The organism is Bacillus sp. DJP31 (genome assembly GCF_049310945.1).
Taxonomy (GTDB): Bacteria; Bacillota; Bacilli; order Bacillales; family SA4; genus Bacillus_BS.
Window position 1 is genome coordinate 65393 of record NZ_JBMERO010000008.1, and the last position, 22084, is coordinate 87476.

The following is a 22084-nucleotide window of genomic DNA, read 5'->3' on the forward strand; positions in this document are numbered from 1 at the left end:
AGTATTCTACTATTTACGAAGCTCTAGCTTGGCAATTTGTGCTCGGTGTACTTCGTCAGGTCCATCGGCTAACCTTAGTGTTCTAGCATTAGCCCATTGTGCCGCTAAAGTGAAATCTTCACTAACGCCTGCCCCACCAAGAGCTTGAATCGCCCGATCTATAACTTGTAAAGCCATATTTGGTGCAACAACTTTTATCATCGCAATCTCTGCTTTTGCTGCTTTATTTCCTACAGTATCCATCATATAGGCTGCCTTTAACGTTAGGAGCCGTGCTTGTTCTATTTCTATTCTTGAATTGGCAATCCATTCCTGAACAACACCCTGTTCTGCTAAAACTTTACCAAATGCGACTCTCTGTTGAACGCGCTTACATAAATCCTCAAGTGCTCTCTCAGCTGCTCCAATTAATCTCATACAGTGATGAATTCTACCAGGACCTAATCTTCCTTGTGCAATCGCGAAGCCTTTTCCCTCACCCCATATCATATTTGACGCGGGTACTCTGACGTTCTCAAAAGTTATCTCAGCATGACCATGTGGAGCATGATCGTACCCAAATACCGATAGAAGTCTTTCAATCTTGACTCCTTTTGTGTCAAGTGGTACCAGAATCATAGATTGCTGTTCATACTTTGGCGCCATGAAATCAGACTTACCCATCACAATGGCTATCTTGCAACGTGGATCCCCAGCCCCAGACGACCACCATTTTCGACCATTAATCACATACTCATCGCCATCTCTAATAATGCTTACCTGAATATTGGTTGCATCCGAGGAAGCCACATCCGGCTCAGTCATCGTAAAGCATGAGCGTATATTCCCCTCTAATAAAGGGCGCAGCCATTTTTCCTTTTGTTCCTGTGACCCATATCGAACCAGCACTTCCATATTTCCTGTATCAGGGGCATTGCAGTTAAACACTTCAGGTCCAATTAGAGATCGACCCATCATTTCACAAAGAGGTGCATACTCTACGTTACTTAGTCCTGCTCCTAATTCACTATCTGGTAAAAATAAATTCCAAAGACCTTCTTGCTTCGCTTTATCCTTCATACTTTCCATGATTGGCGGAACATTCGCCCATCTTGTAGGTTGAAGATTCAACTGCTCCTCATAAATCAATTCATTTGGATATACGTTCTTTTCCATAAAGGTTGTCAGCTTTCCTTGAAGCTGCTTAACTTTATCCGAATACGAAAAATTCAAGATGATTCACCCACCCTCTACCTACTAACCAGTTGGTATGTATATCTTCACTATACAATATTTATCAGAAAATTCAAGTAAATACTTCTAAAAAGCTACTACAAAAAAACCTACCGTTTATATTTATATGACGGTAGGGTTTTCGTATGATTTTTTAGTAGATTTAAATCTTATCTTGTTTTGGCAATGATTTCCTTTATACGTTGAATGCCAGCTGTCTACATGGACTTTTGCTATGTCCTTTATGTCTTTTTCCTCTGCTTTTCGAATGATTAGTTCATGGTTCATTCCCTTTCGTCACGATAACTCTAAGTCTTCTGCCGGTGCAACGAGTTCAACCTTAATGCGATCTGGATCCTCGAAAAACAAGGCATAATAATTTTCTCCACCTGCGTATGGATATCTGTCATCATATAGCATGTTGAGTCCTTGTTCCTTGACAGCTTGTGCAATCCGATCAACTTGCTCACGGGATTCTGCATGAAAGGCAAGATGATTTAAACCTACCCCACTACGATGATAAGGTATGTGTAAGTATTTCTCCTTTGTTTGAACAAAGACGAGGTAAGTTTCTTCAATTTTGTAGCTTTGTCCAGCCTCCCACTTCTGATATACTTCATATCCTAATTCTCTTAGAAACCAGTCCCAAAAGGCTAAGCTATTCTTTAAATCGGATACATATAGTTCTATGTGGTGAAGCATTCCACTTCTAGTCATCTAATCACTTCCTGAAAATCACGGAATATGACCTCTATTAATTCAGAAATCGGTCCATGAATTAATCTAACACCATCAATATGGTAAAACGTACATGATAGGGATGGTTCTTCAATAGGATCTGCGCAGTAAATATAAACGGATTTGTAATATCCGATGGCCATACCAATCTCAATATGTGTACCTTTCCCACCTGGTAAAAGGGCAACTAAAATATCAGCAGTTTTAACACCTTCTTTTTCTGCTTCTCCAATGGAGTGAAGCTTCTGAAATGAGTCTGCTCGATCATTCCTTGTCCAATCATATGTATGAGTGAATCCTTTCTTGACAAGAGTAGTAGACACCTTTCTCACAAGTTCTTTATTCTCAAATCCTGAAGCTATATAAAAGCGCATTTCATACCTCCTTGAAACTACCCTCGACTATTTCATAAAAAAATAACCACGTCATTAGAATTAGAAGTGGTCTAAATTGAATAAGTGGTTACATTATTTTTCCCTGAATCCTTCACTCGGTACATTGCTTTATCAGCTTTATCGATAAGAGACTTCAAATCTTCCCCATCTCTTGGATACGTACTAACCCCAATCGAAGGAGTAATCCTTACCTCACAACATTCTAACACAAAAGGCTTATCCATGACATTTAGTAATTCCTCTGCTAATCTATATGCTTTTGAGTGATCACAGGAGTTAACTAAAATAGCGAATTCATCTCCACCCCATCTAGAAATAAATTGATTCTCTGTTAACCCTTTCCTAAGTCGGTTTGCCACTTTTATGAGAACGTGATCACCTGCTTCATGACCGTACGTATCATTTATCGTTTTAAAGTTATCCAAATCAATAAATAAAAGGCAGAATGAATCATTTCTTTTCTTCGCAGATACTAGCATTTTCTCTAACTTCTCTTTGAATTTTCTTCGGTTAGGAAGACTTGTTAAGGAGTCATGATAGGCCATAAAACGAATCGTTTCTTCCGCATGCTTTCTTGACGTGATATCACGAGAAACAATGACAATTTTCTCGATAGTACCTTCTTGAGTTGAGACAGGGACACCCCTTGATTCTACAACAATGTATTCTCCATCTGACTTTCTAATTCGGCATTCTGTAACCATTGCTGTCTTATGTAAAATAATTTCACTCATATATTGCGAAATGCCGATTTGGTCTTCTGGATGTAAGTAATTACTAGCATCTTTCCCTACTATCTCTTCTGTTACTAATCCTAGGATCGTTAAATGAGAGGGTGATGCATAGACAATTTCCCCGTTTAAATCAATGACATTTACAAGATCAGATATATTGTTGGCAACTAATCTACTGAGCTCTTCACTTTTTAAATATTTTTGTTCCAATCTTCTTTTTTCAACAGCCATACTTGCTATATTAGCGAAAGCCTTTATGAACTCAAATTCGTATGGATCGGGGAATCCTTTTCGTACATGATAGAAAGTGATGTAACCAATCATTTTACCGGATGCAGATTGTATCGGTATGGACCAACTTCCTAACTCGGTTTCTATGATTCCTAAATGCTCGTCTTCTTCATGAACAACTGTTTGAACACCAGGACATAGCTTGTCCAAGCTCTCGGAAATTTTACTAAAGATAATATTGTTAGGAGCATTGTTTATTATCAACTCGAACACTATATTTTGTGCTTGTAACAGAACCTCATTTGACCCTTTTACAGTTGACGGACTATTCACTTATATCCCCTCGAAATTCACAATAAAAAAACATCCCGTTTTCCAAGATGTCTCTTGAAACGGTAGCTGGCTAACTTAGTAATAACCTTAGTCCCTATAGCTTTGCGTCACTATGTTTCCATAGCTTTGCCTTTTCATTGTATATGATTTTTTAGACCTACTAATCTAGTATTTCTCAAATTCTAATTAATGACAATAGACCTACTTTTTGTAAATATTATATTCCTTATAGCTAATATATGCAAGTGCCAAATTGAATTTGACACTTGTCTATATATCTTTTACTTATCCTTTGTATTCACCGTTGTTTTTCGCCTTTTTTTCTTTCTTTGCTTTGTCTTTGTGAATCATATTTGTGTTGGCACAACTAATTCATGAGAGAATTCAGAATTAACAGTACTAGAGTCAAATCTTTTTTTTGCTGTGGATCATTCTTTTTTGTACGTTTATCCAATTAGTTCACCCCTTACAAGTTTCCATTAGTTTTTTAGATGCTAATGGAAATATATGAGGAGTACATTTTTAAAAAACAACTACACTAAAAAAAGCTTTATAATCATCCAAATAGAAATCTGCTTTAGCCGACTTATTTTGAAACAAACATGTTTTCATTCCTATTTCCTTTGCAGGAATAATGTCTAGCTCTCGATCTCCGATAGCCAGATCGAGATTGTATTTATCATGTAAATAACGATAGGATGTGGCATCTGGCTTTCTAGGGTACCCATCGTCTCCAGCTACTATTTCAGCAAAATGATGATCAAACCCATGAATAGTTAGTATTTCCTCTACTTCCTTACGTTTCTTATGAGTCATAATAACGTTTGTATCACTAGCTTTTAAGACACCCTCAACAAATGGAAAGGGTAGTAGGGTAACTGGTCTAATTTCATCACTTTTATCTCTAATTTCTTGTTCCTGCTCTTGGGAAAGTTGAAAATGCTGAATCGCGTATGTAAATGATAGTTTAAGCATGCTAAATATCTCTTTAGATGAAACGTCTTCACCGAGAACCTCTTGAAAAATCTTTGTGTACGCTGGGTAGGTGTCAAATATTGTACCGTCGAAATCCCATAATAATTTCACTCTGTCTCTCTCCAAAGCTTATAAAGAGCTTGCGTTCCACTATTGTCTTCGCCTAGGTCTGAAAGCTGCTCATACAACTTTTTGGCTAATGATAAACCTGGTACAAAGAGGTCCATTTTCTCGGCTTCTTCCAATGCAATTTTCATATCTTTTATAAAGTGCTTAATATAAAAGCCAGGTTCAAAGTTTTCTTGAATAATACGGGGAGCCAAATTAGATAAAGACCAACTTCCAGCAGCACCAGCAGAAATAGATGCTAAAACAGTAAACGGATCTAATCCAGATTTTTTGGCATAGGCAAGCGCTTCACACACACCTACCATGTTACTAGCAATCGCAATTTGATTACACATTTTCGTATGCTGCCCTGCTCCTGCTGATCCTTGTAAGTTAATATTTTTTCCAAGTAATGAAAGAATGGGTCTCACTTGTTCAAATGCGTCTAAATCCCCACCTACCATAATTGTAAGAGTGGCATCTTTGGCACCAATATCTCCACCCGATACTGGTGCATCCAGCGCATAAAGCCCTTTACCCTTTGCCATGTCATAAATTCTACCCGCAAGACTAGGTGATGATGTTGTCATATCGATCAAGCACGCACCCAGCCTAGCATTGTTTAATAGTCCATGTTCACCAAAATAAATCTCCTCAACGTCAGCAGGATATCCAACCATTGTAATAAGGACATCACAGCTTCGTGCTAAATCAGAAGGTTGTTCACACCATATAGCCCCAATATCTAGAAGGTCTATTGCTTTTCCTTTTGTTCTTGTAAAAATATGTACTTCATAGCCACCCTTTATTAAATGAGTAGCCATGCTTTTTCCCATTACGCCCGTCCCGATGAAACCTATCTTCTTTTGATCATTCATGCTAACTTCCCAGCCTTTATTTTCTTATTAGCTTCTACCAGTATAGTACCATTTTGCAACAGCTTATAAAACATCAAAAAAGCATTGACTCTTAATCAATGCTTTTTTGTGTTCTTATTCAACTTTATCAATAACCCACTCTTCAGCTTGTGTTTTTAAAGTTAGCTTTTGAGTGAATTCACCTTCAGCTAATTCGTTTTTGCCTTCTCCCTTTTCCTCGACTAAGGTCTTAGAAAAAACAAGCTCTACTATAGCACTAGTTTCACTTTCTTCTACCACATTTGTACTTACTTTCTTTACATCATAATCAAATTGGGCAAAATCATTATCATAATATCCTCTTAGTTCAATATGTTGCGCTGAAAAGGGATGAATGGTTGTTAATAACAAATCAGTATCCTCAGTATGAATTGCTTTCACATACAAATCAATTACACCGTCGATCGTACTTTGTGAGCTAACCTCACCTTCTGTGGTTTCATTTTCTCCACCACAACCCACCAAAGTCAATATAAGTCCACATACAGATATAAAGTACAAAAAGTTCTTTTTCATTTCTTCCCCCTGTTCATATTTTTCTGAAAATTTAATCATATTATAATTAGTATATCAACAGGGAGATTACTTTTCAATATTCTGAGGAAATAAACTAAGACTTACTACTTATTTTATGTAGTATCATTATTTTTACAAAAATAGAACCCTATTTGGACTGAGATTCTATTGCAAGTTTTTTATAAAATCTTGCATGATGGTTGCAAGTTCTTTTGGTTTCTCGACCATCCCCATATGTCCTGCATCTTCTAAAACGATTTGCTTGATCATAGATGATTCTACTGAAAACACTTTTTCCTTTGGAATGATTTGATCAAACTCACCTGCTATTAATAAAATTGGTACCTTTGACTGGCTTAAAACAGCATGCCTATCTAATCGTTCTCTCATTGCCCATAGCGCACCTTTTGCACCTGATACACTCGTGTTCAAACCAATTTCAGACACTAATTCTACTTCGTCTGTCATCGATTGTAGATTTTTTGGAGCAAACAATTTTGGGACAAGGTTTTTAATAAGCGGCTCGATCCCGTTCTGTCCAATAAGTTCAATTGTCTTTGTTCGGCCATTTTTTGCTTCGTCACTGTCTGCATGGGCAGTCGAATGAACAAGTGAAAAGCCAGAAAGGTGTTCTGGGTATTGTTCTGCAAAGGATAATGTCACATACCCACCAAGTGAATGTCCAAACATAATTACTTTATCTATTTGTAATTCTTCCAATAAACGTTTAACGTCTGAAGACATGTCTTCAATTGTATAGGAGTCACAGACCGCACTTGATTTCCCGTGTCCTCTTAAAGCGGGAGCAATCACACGGTAACCCTCACTCAATGCCGGAATGATCTTTTCCCAATAGGCAGGACTTCCACAAAACCCATGAAGTAGCACTAAGACTTCTCCGCTACCCTCATCAATATACGATAAGGTTAAATCATCAAATCTCTTGCTATGTCTATGCACAAACCCTCTCTCCTTTCTTGCTGTAAGAGGGTGTTCAAAAAGTCCGGCAAAAATAGCTTCAAATTTCTTCGTCAGCTCGTCTCTCCGCTCCTCACGTATACAAAACATACGCTCCGGTGCTCAAGACTTCGCTTCCTCGAACTTCTTTGCTCTTTTTGTCCTCCTTTTTGAACAGACTCTGTAAGGTATTATTCTACAACACTTCTTCTAGTTATAGGACCTCCCCTTACCCGAGTCACTAATCTCTATTAGCTCATCAGGATAAGGCTCAAAATACGTTTGGGTAAACAAATATTCGTTGTCAAAGCGAATTACCCATGACTTTAATATACTTGTCACACTGCTCAATGGAATCTTTTCATCACGGTATTTTTCTAGAATCGAGGTGAAGTACGCCTTTTCCTTTTGTGTAAGATCTTTTTTAAAATAGCCCATAATATGCTCACATACGTTTATATGAGCTTGATCCCTAGGCTTTCTCGCAAATAGGCGCTGTAACTGACTCTCATATAAAGAATAAATTTCCTCTATCGATTGTTGTTTATAACTAGCTACTATTCGTCCCAGCTCTTTTTGCGTCGTTTGATTATAGGCCATAAACAAATATTTATTTTGAGAGTGGAACGTAATGAGGGATTGTATGGTATGTTGTTGCTCCTTTAAGCTTCTAAAAAAGGCATATGTAAAAAGTTTTGTGAAGAAATGTTCTCGAATGGAAAAATTACTGAGTCTGGCTTCTTCCTCTATTGCTAGAAAAGGATATTGTTCCACGATTGCGCCACCGAAAATGCCGCTAGTCTTACCGATCACAGGTGCTTGTTGTAATCCACTATATACCTTAACATCCTTCATCCCACAAGTAGGTGATTTACTTTTTAAAATAAATCCATCTACTCCTTCTATAGTTGATAAAAATGCAGATGTAAATTCGGTCATTCTATCAGTAAAATCTCTCCCAGTGGAAGGCTGAACTAACTTTTTTTGGCCATCATTTTCGACAATTCTAATCGTCTCCCGAGGGATACCTAGCCCTAGGCTAACCTCCGGACAGACTGGGATAAATTCAACAAATGATTGAAGTCTTTTAACCACAGGATCATGAATCACATCGCCATTGTATCGACATTCTTCAAACTCCAAACACTTGCTCACTACTATTTTAGGCTTATTTTCTCTATACATTCCAATCCCTCATTTAACCAACCAGTTCTAGTGAAGATTTATATTAAGAATTATGTTTAAATGTATCTTGGAACTTTTTTAACTCGGGATCCTCACTTGGGGTGTGATCATAGGAGTTTCGAAACTGATAAGGATTCTTGGGATCCATATCAATCGCAATACCCATTTCATCTCCTGCTGATGCTGTTGAGTCGTTAATAATGCTCTCCTGTTTCCCCTCAGGATGAAACTGATGTTGAGGTTTATTTTCTCTTGATTCCTGTGAGTTCGTCAACTTTGAACACTCCAATACTTCTTTTTTTGAGATGATGCCTCTTACTTGATTAGTAAAGAGGAGGATAGTAAAATGTCTACCTCATTTTTTACCAATATATAAAAAAGTATGTAAATTGGAGTGGAATACCTTTTACTTTGACTACATTTCACGAAAAAAAGAAGCCACCTATTTTAGGGTAGCTTCAACTTCATCATTTATAGGCAGCGCATTTGGCTTCGCGATATAATAGCCTTGGGCTAAGTCGAATCCTATTGACCGACAGAATTCTAATTCTTCTTTACGCTCCACACCCTCAGCCAGTGTTTGGATATTGTACTCTTTTGAAACTTCTAATATTCTCTTTAATTGATCCTGTTTCTCTAAGGAACTATCACAATCAGAAATTAAATCGCGATCAATTTTGGCATAATTAGGTTGTAATTGTTTTAACACGTCAATAGTAGCATAACCAGCACCAATATCATCTAATGCTACTTTAATACCTTCATTCTTATAGGCTTTAAAAATCGATTGCAAGTGAGGAATATCTACAATTCTCTCAGTCTCGACTACTTCAAACACGAGGTCACTAGGATCAACGTGATATTTTTCAATATTTTCAAACGTACTCTTTAAGCAATGTCTTGGATCATAAATTGAAGACGGTAAAAAATTGATAAAACGAAGCATGCCTGTTGGTAAATGCTCCGAACTATACTTAATGGCTTGCTTTCTAGCATTTGCATCTAGCATCGCTTGTAAACCTGCATTTTGAGCAAATGAAAAGAGTTGATAAGGCGAAAAGGTATGCTCTGGATGAGAAGGTCTAAGTAAAAATTCATACCCTACAATTTCGTCACTTTTTAATGATAATATGGGTTGAATATGGTTTGTAAAGTATGAGTTTTTAATGACATGAATAAAGTCTGGATGCTTGATCCGATTGTACATTTCAGAGAATTGAAGCATTTGTGGAAAACTCTCAGAGCTGTTCTCTTTATTTTGGTGCGACACATTTAAGTCGACATCTAGTTCAAATTTCGAATCTACTATCATTTGAATGGCATCCATTTCAAGCTCTAATTGAACAAGAGAGAAGTATTCAAATGTAAAGGAAGTAGATTGGTTGTTAATAAGTTTTTGAGGATTTAACTCCTCTAAGACAACTCTAATAATTTCTGGATACTTCGAAAAAATGGTGATAAATCCTTCATTGCTAATTGATTTTAATTCCGAGCATTGTGAACAAGTCATACTTTTGTAGTTCCCTCCTACTTGAATCGCTTCTTCAATATAAATGTAAGCTGAATTTACCATAAAAAAAAAATTTAGTTACCCTAATAATACCTTTATTCCTAGTATTTTTATACTATTTTCGACAAAATAATAAAAAAAAATGGAGATAGATCATCACCATTTTACTCTACTGCCCTATTACAACTTCCCGCTCAATATGCTCATGTAGTGTATCGTTCTGTATGTGTACTACAATATGGTGTTTCCCGCTTTGCTTAACCTCAAAAGATGCTGCATAATTCCCATCTGATTTCTCTTTAGCATCAATGAAAACATGACGACTCTCGTTTTCACCCCAAATTTCAAATTTTACCTGGGCATCTAATAGAGGTTTCTCCTCATGAAGTACAATCACTTCAATTGGCAATAACTCGTTTGCAACTACTACTTCTGGTAGCTTTACATCAATGCTGAGCTTACGTTTTTCATGATCGTGTTCCTGGTTGGAATGCTCTTGTGCCGTATCTTCTGTTGCAGCCCCAACTATAAGCTCTATTTTAGGCATTGTATGCTGATCTCGTGCTGTTACATGTGCGACAACATTATATTCCCCACCTGTTTCAAATACCTTACTTGTGAAATAAACCCCTTTAGTGCCGTGTTCCCCTACAATCATTTCATGGTCATCACTATTTGCTTCCCACACTTCAAAACTTACATCATTTGCATCATCTACAGCTTCACCTGCTTGGGTAACAATGGCTTCAATCAAGACTTCTTCACCAACAACTGGATTCTCAGACGATGTTTGAATTAGAACCTCAAGTATTGCAGGCATCACTGTATCAATACTGTCTCCATTTACATCGTTGCATCCCACTAACAAAACAAAGATGAGACCAAAACTCACCCGACGTATATTTTTCATCAATTATTGTCACCTCATCAAGTAATAGCGTCATAAACATGTTATCAATTATAGTCTATTTAATAACAAAGCAAACGACACTCCATTGACATTTTCGTGACAAAAAAATCTAATACAAATGTGTTGAATCATAAATCAATGAAAAACTTGTAATCTGGATGACTATAAATTACCTTAAAATTTGGATCGCTACTTAGAATTGTGTATAAATCCTCAGGGGCAAACCAAAGGTGATCCTCTGGAAATGTGTGGTTAGCACCGAAGTGATAGCTAAGCCAGACTAGCTTTGAACAATATATATAGGTCCATTCATCATGTAAAGGAGTACTTATAGTAAAATAGAAGATAGGCTTCGAAATACCATTTTTTTCATTCCTTTGAAATTCTGCTAAGTATTTTTCTGCATATGCTGTTGCCTTCTCACCTAGCACCTTATCCTTTGGTCTAAATTGTGCATAAATGGGATGGTGCTCGACAAATTGAGATATAGGCACCTTCCTAATGATCGGGTCTGACATAACAGCTTCTATGATATTCTTTTCATCGACTACAAGTGCCGCATGCCCCATGTATCCATAAGGTAAGCCATCCACATTATCACAAGCAACTAGTATATCCCCTACTTGATAATCCGTTGAACTCTTTTCACCAGGCTGGATGAGTCCAGTTTCTCTCCAGCTAAATTCCTCTCTAACTGAAAAGTTTCTTCCGTTGTGGTCTTCTCCATAGCCTATTACATAAGCATGCTTTAAATGTTCATCTTCAGGAAGCTGCATTGATAATTCCTTTTTTAAGCAAAATGCTCCCAAATATCGTCCATTCATAAAGATTTCTATAAAAGGATAGATTTCTTCTCCTTTGTTTACAAAAGTGACGTGTTGACCTGATTTTGTCATAAAAAAACCCTTCAATATAATCCCTCCCATGAAAGGATATTCACATTGAAAGATATTGATGTTCTAAAATGATACTATGCAGGTGATTTTTCGGTCTTATCTGAACGGATTAAAAATAAATGTGTGAAATACTCTGTAAATGCTAAGAAAAGACTCACAATTATTGCACCTAATATGGTAACCTCAGCTCCGTCCAAAAATGCAGCAAGTCCAACTATTATAAGAATTGAAGCCACAAAATCAAGGAAAGTACTAATCCACAATGTACCTCTCTTTAAAATCAAATATTCCATAGCAGTCCCAACACCTGCTAAAACAAGCCCAATTAAAATTGGTTGAAACATACTAGTAAAGTTTACATTAGGCAATATATACGAGGCCATTGCGACAATAAGTGGACATAGTATGACCTTCATGAATAAACTAGTCAATTTAAGCACTCCTTTTTCCACTTAGTGTTTTCACAAGATAAAAGAATATACGCATAGCCCTCCTTTCATTTTCATTTTCCCTTCTTCTTCTATTCTTGTGTGCTTAAATTAGTTAACTCACATAAAAAGGTAGTAGCAATTGGTCGATTCATTCTTGTATGAATTTTAGTTCATTTACACATAACATGCATATAGCATATAGAAAGCACATTTAACATTGACACAAATTTAATGTTGTTTTATATTATGACCGACGGGTACTCACGAGGAGGTTTTTAACCTTTGGTAAGAGGAGAAGGACAACGAGAAAAAATATTGAATGCTGCAAGGGAGGTGTTTGGATCCAAGGGCTTCTTCGATACGAAAATGATTGAAATTGCTGAACGAGCAAATGTTTCTAAAGGGACCATTTATTTATACTTTGAATCAAAAGAGAAATTATATTCAGCTATGCATGCCAAACAGTTTGAAATGTATATAGTCATCCTTTCTGAGAAGGTCGATCGATTTTCCACTCTCAAAGATAAATTAATATGTATTGCAGAAGAGCATTTGAACATATTTTATAAAAATAGAGAACGATCTAGTATGTTCCTACAGGCATATAACAATGATCCAGCTATGATCGAAACGTTGCACACCTTCTTTAGGAACTACAATCAGTATGTTTCGGATTTACTAGAGCAAGAAGGTATTGAAGGTCCAAAAGAGCATGCAAAATGTTTTTCCGGGATACTCGATAGTTATCAACGAGATATATTCTTTAATCCGGACTTTGATTATTCTTCCTTGTTAAAAGCAGTATTGTTTTCGGTCAACTTATTCCTAAATGGTTGTAGTGGTCAACGTAATCAATAGGCCATAGCCCTTTGTATTTATAATTGACTGAACAGTCAGTACTATAAACTATTATTCACTATCACAAATAAATGGAGGTTTTTATGAACTTTTTAACAAGGTTTAGCTTAAAAAATGCTGTCGCGGTCTTTATTTTTTCTTTCTTACTCATTTTAGGAGGCTTATATTCCTTTTCCAAGCTTAAATTAGATTTGCTCCCTAATATCGAGTTTCCGCAAATATCAATTGAGGCCTTCTATCCTGGCGCTTCTCCTGAAGATGTCAATGATCAAGTGACATCAAAACTAGAGCAAAAACTTAAGGGAATTGAAGGAGTTACGAAGATCCAAAGCTCCTCTTTTGAAAATATTAGTATCGTGAGTCTTGAATTTCCGTTTAATACGGATATGGACCAAGTCGAGCAGCAGATTAACGCTGCCATTAAGGAAACATCACTACCTGAAAATGTAGAGCCAGAAGTAAATCGATTTTCGTTCGGTGCTTTCCCTATCTTCAATATCTCATTATTTGCAAAGGGAGATACAGATGTAGAGGAAATAATAGAAAGCGAAATTATCCCAGAGCTTAATAAGATACAAGGTATTAACTCTGTTTCTGTAGGTGGACTCAAGGAAGAGCTTGTTCAAATTACAGTTGATAAAGAGCTTGCTGAACCTTACGGGTTATCATTAGAGCAAATAAAAAATCAAATTAACCAAAAATTATTCTCTTTCCCAGCTGGTACAATCACCTCTGGTGAGCTCCAAATACCAATAAGGGTAGAAGAAAAAATCGAAAAGCTAGAAGAACTAAAGAACATTGAGCTTACTTCTAGTTTCAATAGTGAAGCACAACCTGTAAAATTATCAGAGATTGCTAAAATTGAAACGGTCACAGACCAGCCTGAGTTTACACGCTACAATTTAAAAGAATCACTATCGATGGCCGTGACAAAAAAACAAGATGCCAACACAGTTGAAGTTGCCGATAAGGTTCTTGAAGTGCTAGATAGCTACTCTGATCGAGTAGATTACGCGATTGGCTTTGACTCTGCAGAAGGCATTGAGAAGTCAGTTGAGACACTAGTGAAGGAAGGTTTATTAGGTGCACTGTTCGCATCCATTGCTGTCCTAATTTTCCTTCGAAATTTTAGAGCGACCTTTATCGCCATCATTTCGATTCCACTTTCATTATTGGTTTCGGCAATCTTCCTAAACCAAATGAATATCTCATTAAACGTCATGACTCTAGGGGGAATGGCCGTAGCAGTTGGGCGTGTTGTAGATGATAGCATCGTCGTCATCGAAAACATCTTCAGAAGGGTTAGAAAAGAACAAAGTGGAATCTCAAACGAATTGGTTGAATCTTCCACAAAGGAAATTCTAAAAGCCATTACCTCTTCAACACTAACAACCATTGTGGTTTTCCTTCCTTTAGGATTTGTTGGTGGTATTACTGGGGAATTCTTCTTACCTTTTGCGCTAACAGTTATTTTTTCTTTACTAGCCTCTTTACTTGTGGCGATAACCATTGTTCCTATTCTTTCAAAGTACTCATTTAAAAAGGTACCAAAAGAGGAAAAGGAAGATGGTTTACAACGTTTTTATGGAAAGGCCATTGCTTGGTCCCTAAATCACAAGCTACTCATCATCGTTTTATCCATTGTTTTATTAGGAAGCTCAATGGCCTTAGTTCCTGGTCTTGGCTTTACGTTCATACCAAACGAAGAACAGAAAACACTAGTAGCTAGTGTACAACTTCCTTCTTCTACATCTTTGGAGAAAACAAATGACGTATCCTTAAAATTAGAAGAAATGTTTGATGAAAACGAAGATATCTTAGAAGTTACTGCTGGTATTGGTTCACGTGATTTCAACACCGGTTTAAAGCGTCAGAATCAAGCAAATTACTTCATAAACTTATCTGAAGATGCTGATGTTCGTTCAGCAATAGAAGAATTAGAGATTGACATGAAGGAAATTACCGATGAAGTAGCACCTGGAGCAAAGCTCGGAATTCAAGAGCTAGCATCTGGTGGTCCGCCAACAAACAATAATGTGGTCGTAGATTTATACTCTACCAATCTAGATGACCTTCAAGAAGCGGCAAAAACGATTGAAGACTACATGAAAACAAATGATAAGCTGAAATATGTATCCAATAACTTTTCAGAAAAGCAAAAGCAACTCATAGTAAGTATTGATCCTGAGAAATCTACACAGTATGGGGTTTCAGGCTTCCAAATACTTGGTCTTATTTCTGACCAAACTAAGCCTGTGTCCATTGGAAACCTAGCTCTTGACGATGTAGACCGATCTGTTCAACTATCCTATGACGAATCAATCACTTCGCCTGATGAGATTGAAGATCTAGTCGTATTTACAAAGCAGGGTCCTATCCCTTTAGGTGATATTGCCAATGTAGAGGAAATTGACACGTATACTTCCATCCAAAAGTTAGATGGAAAAGTATTTGCCCGTATTGAAGCCCAGATTGATGATACAAATATTCAGGCAGTGACATCAGATGTAGTGGAAGGTGTTAAAACTGAATTGGATTTACCTAGCAGTGTGGAATTTGAGGGTGGCGGTGGAAGTGATGATACCGTTGAGACTTTCCAACAGCTTGGTTTAGCGATGCTAATCGCCATCGGTCTTGTATATTTAACGATGTTAATCACATTCGGTAAAGCGAGAATTCCATTTATTATTCTTTCTTCACTCATCTTCGTACCAATTGGTTCGTTTTTTGGATTAGTCATTGCAAAAGAACCTATGTCTGTAAGTGTAATGATTGGTTTCTTAATGCTTATAGGTATCGTTACTACAAATGCGATCGTGCTTGTAGACCGCATTAATCAAAATCGTGAAGAGAAAGGATTGGCTATTCGTGAGTCTTTAATGGAGGCTGGTAAAACGCGACTACGTCCTATCCTAATGACAGCATTCGCAACGATTGCTGCGTTAATTCCGTTAGCCTTCACAACATCAGCTGGAACGTTAATTTCAAAGGGGCTTGCAATTACCGTTATAGGCGGTTTAACAACATCAACCCTTTTGACATTGATCATTGTACCGGTCGTGTATGAACTGTTTTTCTTTAAGCAGTCACGGAAGGAAAGAAAAGAAACGCAAGCGTAACTGGTTAAAAACAGGATGATTTGTTCATCCTGTTTTTTATTTAGAAAAAATTTAGTGACAGAGATAGAATTGAAATTCTCACGTTCTATTAATTTAAATAAGAAGTACTGTCAATGTAAATAAATGGATAAATCCCGATAAATAGTCAATCTCGGCTTATATTTTTTTGAATTCGGCTTATAAAATGAAAAAACGGATGATATATTATATTTTCCGCTTATAATTGAAAGGTTTTGGATTAAAAGCGGAGTTTGTTACAGGGATATTTGGAAAGTAACAGGAGTTTTTCACCCTTTCCTAGTCTTACTAGTTATTTACAGTTAAAAAGTATGTGTTTTTTTTGCTAAAATCAAACATTTATTAGAGCTTCAATAAAGAAGAACCCCTGTTTACAAGAGACTGCTGAAAAAGTCCTTTTTTTAAAAAATATGCTAAAATACCTGTTGATTGTAACGAGAGGATGCACCATTCCCCGGGGTGGGCGGTGAGCCTCCTCGGCGTAAACGCCATGCCGTGAGTCTCACCTGTCCCACATATCCAGCAGGTGCCCTAGCACATCCGTTCCAATCAACATATACTCCCTAAAATAGCTCATTTTTCGATAGTAACTACTTTTTCAGTGGCCTCATTTACAAGGGTTCCTTGATTTTCGAATTAAAAATCAGTAACTATTGGATTTCACCAAATACTCTTCAATTCCCATACTTCTAAAGCAATTACGTTCACTTTTCCACTTTCCACTTTAAAATAAACCCCATCACTTGTTTCTTTAGGATAGATTCTATTCGTCAAAACACTCTGCCCATCATTTACAAACACCTCTAATGAGGAATGGTCTAAAAATATATGCAAGGAAAGCTTCCCCTCATTTAACGCAACCGGTACTGAAGCTATTCCTGATAGCCCTTCTCCTGACTTCTGCAAATCAACAGTTAATTGTTCCTTCCCACCATCATATGTAATCACTGTCTCCTCTTGCCCGTCCTCGCTCTCACATAGACCGATAGAAAAAGTTGTATCTCCTTCAACAAGCTCAAATTCTCCCTTTATTTCTAGCCTTCTTCCAGAAATACCTTCAAATACATTTGAATTTACCTTACCTAGCTCCACACTAAATTCCTTCGCTCTTAGTTTTTCTAATTCACTCACCGGCTTTATAATTAGTAGGTTCTCATCAGATAAAGTTAATTCCCGAGGAATGGTCATGGCACCAGCCCACCCATTTTTTTGCGAAGGCATCTTTGTCTCCCACATATCCATCCATCCGATTAATAGTCGACGGCCACATTCATCCTCTAATGTTTGTGGAGCATAAAAATGAAATCCGTAATCAAGCTGGTAATCAGCTTCCTGCTTGAATTTACCTGTTTCATAATCCAGTTCACCAACAATATAACGATTCTGCCATCCATCCTTCATTGGAGATAAAACTAATACATGCTTGTTTCCTAGTTTAAATAGATCAGGACACTCCCACATATATCCGAGAGTCCCATCACTCTCAGCCATAACCCCTATGTATTCCCACTCTCTCAAGTCATTGGATCGATAAAGCAATGCTTTCCCTACTTCGTCCTTTCCTGTGCCCAGGACCATATACCATTGTTCCTCATGCTTCCACACTTTAGGATCACGAAAATCTTGACTCCCGTCTTCCGGTGGATACCCAATGACAGGATTACGTTCTTCTTTACTAAAAGTCACTCCATCTTCACTATAGGCCAAACATTGAACTTCTTTTGGATCTTTTTCATCCACATGTCCCGTATAGATCAAGGTCAATATACCGTTATTATTTACTGCACTTCCTGAAAAGCAGCCTCCGATGTCGTAATCCTCACTAGGTGCAAGGGAGATCGGCATATGCTTCCAATGAACTAAATCATCACTAACAACATGCCCCCAATGCATGGGACCCCACTTTGAATCATACGGATAGTGTTGGTAGAATACGTGATATTCGCCATTATACTGAATGAGCCCATTTGGATCATTCATCCAGCCTCGGGGCGTCATAATATGATAACCTAAACGGTAAGCATCACTTTTAACGGTTTCCAGAGGTGTAAAAACATAATCATTCGCCTGATCTACTGCTATCTTGTGCTTATCTTCCCTCGTCATCATCATCGTCCTTTTCAACAGTGTCTCATTTAGATTGTTCAACATTCAGAGTTTAATGTACTTTTCTAAGTATGTAAAAAAGAGAGTTACCTAAACGGCAACTCATAAAGGTAGATCTCGTTTTGTAAATAATAGTGCAGCAATAGTAAATATGAGGGTACCTAAAACTATAAGAGTTAGGGCTGGAATCAAAATATCAATAGATCCAGTTGCAAGTTCTTGTGGCTCAAATAAAGAAAATACCGTGAAGTTTCGAAACCACTCCACATTTTCACTAATTTTTCCAGCTAAATCTAAAATATAAAATACTAAACTAATACCCGCAGAGATTCCTAGCGCCTTCTTTTCATCGTTTACTAAGCTTGAAACAAGGAAGCAATAACTACAGATTACATAGAACAATAGAAAGCCTACCAAATTTAGTTGAAAGAACTGTGACACATCCAGCGTATATCCATCAATAACATAAGCGGTACCTGTGATTCCAGAGACAAAGGTTAAAAAGGATATTAGCAGCAGTCCGGATACTAAAACTAGCATTTGAGTTACAATGACCTTTAGCCTAGATGCACCTGTTGAAAGTAAGTAAGCCATAGATCCATTATCAACCAATCTTGCTACTAAACTCGTAGATGTCATCACGCTATATATTACTAGAATCACAATGAATAAGAGCCCGTAAAATTCTCCAGCGATAAAAGCTTCGATGCTGCCAAATCCTTTTGTAAGTCCAAAAGCGCTCAGCATCTCAGGTGGCATTGACTTTAATATATCATCCATCGCAGGTAAATCAGCAATTGTAGGATACAGCCAAATAATTAGCCACAGGTAAAAGAAACTCCCAAAAGCAAAGCCAAAAATTAGTTTCCCATTTGTTTTATACATAGCATTAAATAGTGAGAGCTTCATCTCCATTTCCCTCCTTTTGAGCATAATAATGCATAAACATCTCTTCTAGTTCTTGTGTTCGAACAGAAAGGTTCAATATATGACATTTTGATAATGCTTGGACAAAACTCTGATGATCTCCCGTTATGGCAATATGCAAGGTTAAATCCTTTTCCTCAAGAATGTCTAACTGCTGATCATGAAGTTTTCCTACGTCTTCCCTTGAATTCACTGTAATCTCAAAAATTTTCCGTTGTTTTTGCTGAACAGTCTTGATATCTTCTACCGCTACAATTCTACCATCTTTAATGACTCCAACGCGGTCACACGTACGTTCAATTTCCTGAAAGCTGTGTGAGCTCATGAGAATGGTCTTCCCCTTTTCCCTTTCAGCCAGGATTAAATCAATAAACACCTTTTGCATTAATGGATCTAAGCCGGATGTTGGTTCGTCTAAAATGAGAACCTGTGGATTGTGCATAAATGCTGTGACGATAGCTACCTTTTGCTTCATTCCTTTAGACATTTTACGAATAGGCGTACCCACTTCAAATTGAAATTGCTCGATTAATTCATTTCGATACGATACATCCTTTGTTCCTCTCATTCCTTCGATTAGTTTAATAAAATCAAGTCCAGTCATACCTTCTAGAAAGGAAATTTCTCCAGGTAAATACCCTACTTCCATTAAACATTGAGATGAATCCTTCCAAACATGCAATCCATTTATTCTTGCAGACCCGCTAGAGGGCTTCATGAACCCAAGAAGCTGTCTAATGGTCGTTGATTTACCGGCACCATTAGGCCCTAGGTAGCCAAAAACCTCTCCTTTTGCAACTTCAAAGCTCACATCAAAGATTCCTTTTCCATTAGTGAATACCTTCGTTAGCTGTTCTAGTGAGATCACTTTTACCATTCCCCCTTATATCAAAAAGTGAAATATTTAAACGAGAATATTTCATTTTAATTATAACTCCTATTTATACATTTTCAAGTATTATATGAATTATATAGTTGTATATATTTCAACTTTTTTGTTATGTTATGTAAGAGGTGAAAATCATTGACAGGTTTACCAAAGTTGAAGGATCGAAAAAGGAAAAGTATTAAACAGGCTGCTTTTACTTTGTTTTCTGAATATGGTTTAAAGGATGTTAAAATCACAGATATTGCGAAGCTTGCAAACGTATCACAAGTTACGATTTACAATCACTTTGAAAATAAAGAGCAGTTATTTCGAGAAACACTGATTGATTATACAAATCGAAAGTTTGAAGAATATCAGGGATTGTTACTAAATACATCGATACCTTTCCAAGAGAGAATTGAACAGTATATTTTAGATAAAATAAAGAGTGCAGAGGAAATATATCCTGATATTATTGAGACGGCACTCGTAAAGGATGACGAGCTTCGAAGCTTTCTTCAGCATTTTTCGCAAACGAAGGCAATCCCCCTCTTTGTTCAGTTCATTAAAGAAGGGCAGGACACAGGTAAAATAAACTCAGAACTATCTTTGGAAGTCATTTTATTTTATTTACAGATGCTTAGTAATGAAGCTTCTACCTATTCGAAAATAGTTACTAATGGAAATACTTTTGCAAAAGAACTTCTACATATGTTTTTCTATGGTTTAATAGGGAAGTAACCAACAAGTAGAAATCCCAAAAGGAGGGATGAATTGATTACTAATCACTTATCGGAAAATCAGATTACATTAATCGTCATAAAAGCTCTTAAAGAAAACAAACGAGCTGAGTTAGAGGCAATTCTAGACGAACTCCAACCCTATGATTTAGCCAAATTATATACATTACTTCCTGCAAAGCATCGGCACAAGTTTCTTCTCTCCCTTCAAACCAATCAGCTTGCTGACTTGGTTGAAGAGTTAGAGGAAGACGCACAACAACTAGAGGTTTTTAATACTCTAGGAATTGAAAAATCAGGCCAGATCATGGATGAAATGGATAATGATGATCTCGCATCCTTGTTTGAACCCCTATCTCAAAGCACTATTGAAGGTTATTTATCAGGAATGAAGAAAGAAGAGTCAGAAGCCGTACAGCAGTTATTAAGCTATGAACATGAAACAGCAGGAAGGCTCATGACCAATCGCTTCGTTTGGATTCCAGATCATTACACCGTCAGAGACACTGTTGAGAAGTTAAAAGACTTTGCCGAGTACTCCGAGACCATAAATTATTTATATGTAATTGACCAAGAGAAAAAACTTGCTGGTGTTGTCTCTTATCGAGATATTATTCTGGCTGAACTTGAAGACAAAATCACAGATATAATGTATGAAAGAGTTATTTCGGTCCCTGTTGATATGGACCAGGAAGAAGTAGCTAAAATTATTGAGAGGTATGATTTTTTAGCCATACCCGTTGTGGATATAGATCATGTGTTAAAAGGAATAATAACGATTGATGACATCATTGATGTTTTAATCCAAGAAGCCAATGAAGATTTTGAAAAACTCTCAGCAACTGGAAAATCCATTGATTTTGAAACAAAATCCTTAGTTGCAGCCTATCGAAGACTTCCATGGCTGATTTTACTTTTATTTATAGGTATTATCTCCGGGGGAATAATCAGTAGCTTTGAAGAAACGCTTCAAAAAGTTGTGGCATTAGCCTTTTTCATGCCAATGATTGCAGGTATGACTGGTAATACGGGTACACAATCATTAGCAGTTGTCGTTAGAGGCCTTGTATCAAGAGATTTAGACAAACAAATGGTCATAAAACTTATACTACGTGAATTAGGTGTAGGGTTAATTATTGGGGTAACATGCAGTGTCTTAATTGCCATCATTGCTTATGTATGGCAAGGGGATTTCATTTTAGGAATTGTAGTTGGAAGTTCTCTATTTTTGACGTTAGTTATTGGAACACTTTCCGGAACCATCATTCCACTGATTCTATATCGCTTAAAAATAGATCCAGCAGTTGCATCTGGACCTCTTATTACAACCATTAATGATATTTTTTCATTGGTGACTTATTTTGGGATTGCGACAATATTTATTAAATATTTAATGTAGA

At 36.9% G+C, this 22084-nt stretch carries 21 protein-coding genes and 1 riboswitch; of the genes, 4 read left to right on the forward strand and 17 right to left on the reverse strand.

Annotated elements, in window-relative coordinates; genetic code table 11:
- Positions 1-9: 9 nt before the first annotated feature.
- The 14 genes from ACOI1C_RS09580 to ACOI1C_RS09645 form a co-directional block, all read right to left on the reverse strand.
- Positions 10-1212 (reverse strand): acyl-CoA dehydrogenase family protein, encoded by a 1203-nt coding sequence (locus tag ACOI1C_RS09580; protein WP_422510291.1) that lies wholly within the window; start codon positions 1210-1212, stop codon positions 10-12.
- Positions 1213-1509: 297 nt separating this feature from the next.
- Positions 1510-1929 carry a VOC family protein gene (locus ACOI1C_RS09585; RefSeq protein ID WP_422510293.1) on the reverse strand — a complete coding sequence of 140 codons (420 nt, stop codon included), beginning with the start codon at positions 1927-1929 and terminating at the stop codon, positions 1510-1512.
- Positions 1926-2324: a nucleoside 2-deoxyribosyltransferase gene (locus ACOI1C_RS09590; protein WP_422510295.1), complete on the reverse strand. Its 399-nt coding sequence runs from the start codon at positions 2322-2324 to the stop codon at positions 1926-1928. The genes ACOI1C_RS09585 and ACOI1C_RS09590 overlap by 4 nt, the downstream gene beginning before the upstream one ends.
- A gap of 71 nt (positions 2325-2395) precedes the next feature.
- Positions 2396-3643: a diguanylate cyclase domain-containing protein gene (locus ACOI1C_RS09595; protein WP_422510297.1), complete on the reverse strand. Its 1248-nt coding sequence runs from the start codon at positions 3641-3643 to the stop codon at positions 2396-2398.
- A 58-nt stretch (positions 3644-3701) separates the two neighbouring features.
- Positions 3702-3784: riboswitch (cyclic di-GMP riboswitch) on the reverse strand.
- 381 nt (positions 3785-4165) lie between these two features.
- On the reverse strand, positions 4166-4729 hold the full coding sequence (locus ACOI1C_RS09600; protein WP_422510299.1) for an HAD-IA family hydrolase: 564 nt from the start codon (positions 4727-4729) through the stop codon (positions 4166-4168).
- The gene (locus ACOI1C_RS09605) at positions 4726-5604 is read right to left on the reverse strand and encodes an NAD(P)-dependent oxidoreductase (RefSeq protein WP_422510301.1); all 879 of its coding nucleotides are present in this window, start codon (positions 5602-5604) and stop codon (positions 4726-4728) included. Before ACOI1C_RS09605 ends, ACOI1C_RS09600 begins: the two co-directional genes overlap by 4 nt.
- Positions 5605-5718: 114 nt before the next feature.
- Positions 5719-6159: a hypothetical protein gene (locus tag ACOI1C_RS09610; RefSeq protein ID WP_422510303.1), complete on the reverse strand. Its 441-nt coding sequence runs from the start codon at positions 6157-6159 to the stop codon at positions 5719-5721.
- Positions 6160-6324: 165 nt separating this feature from the next.
- Positions 6325-7227 carry an alpha/beta fold hydrolase gene (locus ACOI1C_RS09615; protein WP_422510305.1) on the reverse strand — a complete coding sequence of 301 codons (903 nt, stop codon included), beginning with the start codon at positions 7225-7227 and terminating at the stop codon, positions 6325-6327.
- Between the two features lie 99 nt (positions 7228-7326).
- A complete protein-coding gene (locus ACOI1C_RS09620; protein ID WP_422510307.1) occupies positions 7327-8301 on the reverse strand; it encodes a YbgA family protein in 975 nt (324 codons plus the stop codon).
- 43 nt (positions 8302-8344) lie between these two features.
- Entirely contained in the window at positions 8345-8575 is a 231-nt protein-coding gene (locus ACOI1C_RS09625; RefSeq protein ID WP_422510309.1) for a hypothetical protein, read from the reverse strand.
- Positions 8576-8743: 168 nt separating this feature from the next.
- Positions 8744-9811: an EAL domain-containing protein gene (locus tag ACOI1C_RS09630; protein ID WP_422510311.1), complete on the reverse strand. Its 1068-nt coding sequence runs from the start codon at positions 9809-9811 to the stop codon at positions 8744-8746.
- Positions 9812-9980: 169 nt separating this feature from the next.
- Positions 9981-10721 (reverse strand): FixH family protein, encoded by a 741-nt coding sequence (locus ACOI1C_RS09635; protein ID WP_422510313.1) that lies wholly within the window; start codon positions 10719-10721, stop codon positions 9981-9983.
- Between the two features lie 128 nt (positions 10722-10849).
- Entirely contained in the window at positions 10850-11632 is a 783-nt protein-coding gene (locus tag ACOI1C_RS09640; RefSeq protein WP_422510315.1) for a hypothetical protein, read from the reverse strand.
- A gap of 59 nt (positions 11633-11691) precedes the next feature.
- Positions 11692-12048 (reverse strand): hypothetical protein, encoded by a 357-nt coding sequence (locus ACOI1C_RS09645; RefSeq protein ID WP_422510317.1) that lies wholly within the window; start codon positions 12046-12048, stop codon positions 11692-11694.
- Positions 12049-12330: 282 nt separating this feature from the next.
- On the opposite strand from ACOI1C_RS09645, the gene ACOI1C_RS09650 reads away from it, so the two are divergent.
- Entirely contained in the window at positions 12331-12906 is a 576-nt protein-coding gene (locus tag ACOI1C_RS09650) for a TetR/AcrR family transcriptional regulator (protein ID WP_422510319.1), read from the forward strand.
- A gap of 83 nt (positions 12907-12989) precedes the next feature.
- The gene (locus tag ACOI1C_RS09655) at positions 12990-16025 is read left to right on the forward strand and encodes an efflux RND transporter permease subunit (RefSeq protein ID WP_422510321.1); all 3036 of its coding nucleotides are present in this window, start codon (positions 12990-12992) and stop codon (positions 16023-16025) included.
- A gap of 678 nt (positions 16026-16703) precedes the next feature.
- Here ACOI1C_RS09655 and ACOI1C_RS09660 read toward each other — a convergent pair.
- From ACOI1C_RS09660 to ACOI1C_RS09670, 3 genes are all read right to left on the reverse strand, one after another.
- The gene (locus ACOI1C_RS09660; RefSeq protein WP_422510323.1) at positions 16704-18149 is read right to left on the reverse strand and encodes a glycoside hydrolase family 32 protein; all 1446 of its coding nucleotides are present in this window, start codon (positions 18147-18149) and stop codon (positions 16704-16706) included.
- 102 nt (positions 18150-18251) lie between these two features.
- Positions 18252-19058, reverse strand: a complete 807-nt coding sequence (locus tag ACOI1C_RS09665) for an ABC transporter permease subunit (RefSeq protein WP_422510325.1) — start codon at positions 19056-19058, stop codon at positions 18252-18254.
- The gene (locus ACOI1C_RS09670; RefSeq protein WP_422510392.1) at positions 19039-19944 is read right to left on the reverse strand and encodes an ABC transporter ATP-binding protein; all 906 of its coding nucleotides are present in this window, start codon (positions 19942-19944) and stop codon (positions 19039-19041) included. Before ACOI1C_RS09670 ends, ACOI1C_RS09665 begins: the two co-directional genes overlap by 20 nt.
- Before the next feature lie 156 nt (positions 19945-20100).
- Between ACOI1C_RS09670 and ACOI1C_RS09675 the strand changes: the two genes are divergently transcribed.
- Complete coding sequence (locus tag ACOI1C_RS09675) at positions 20101-20685, forward strand: TetR/AcrR family transcriptional regulator (RefSeq protein WP_422510327.1); 585 nt, start codon at positions 20101-20103, stop codon at positions 20683-20685.
- A gap of 36 nt (positions 20686-20721) precedes the next feature.
- Entirely contained in the window at positions 20722-22083 is a 1362-nt protein-coding gene (gene mgtE, locus ACOI1C_RS09680; protein WP_422510393.1) for a magnesium transporter, read from the forward strand.
- Position 22084 lies beyond the last annotated feature (1 nt).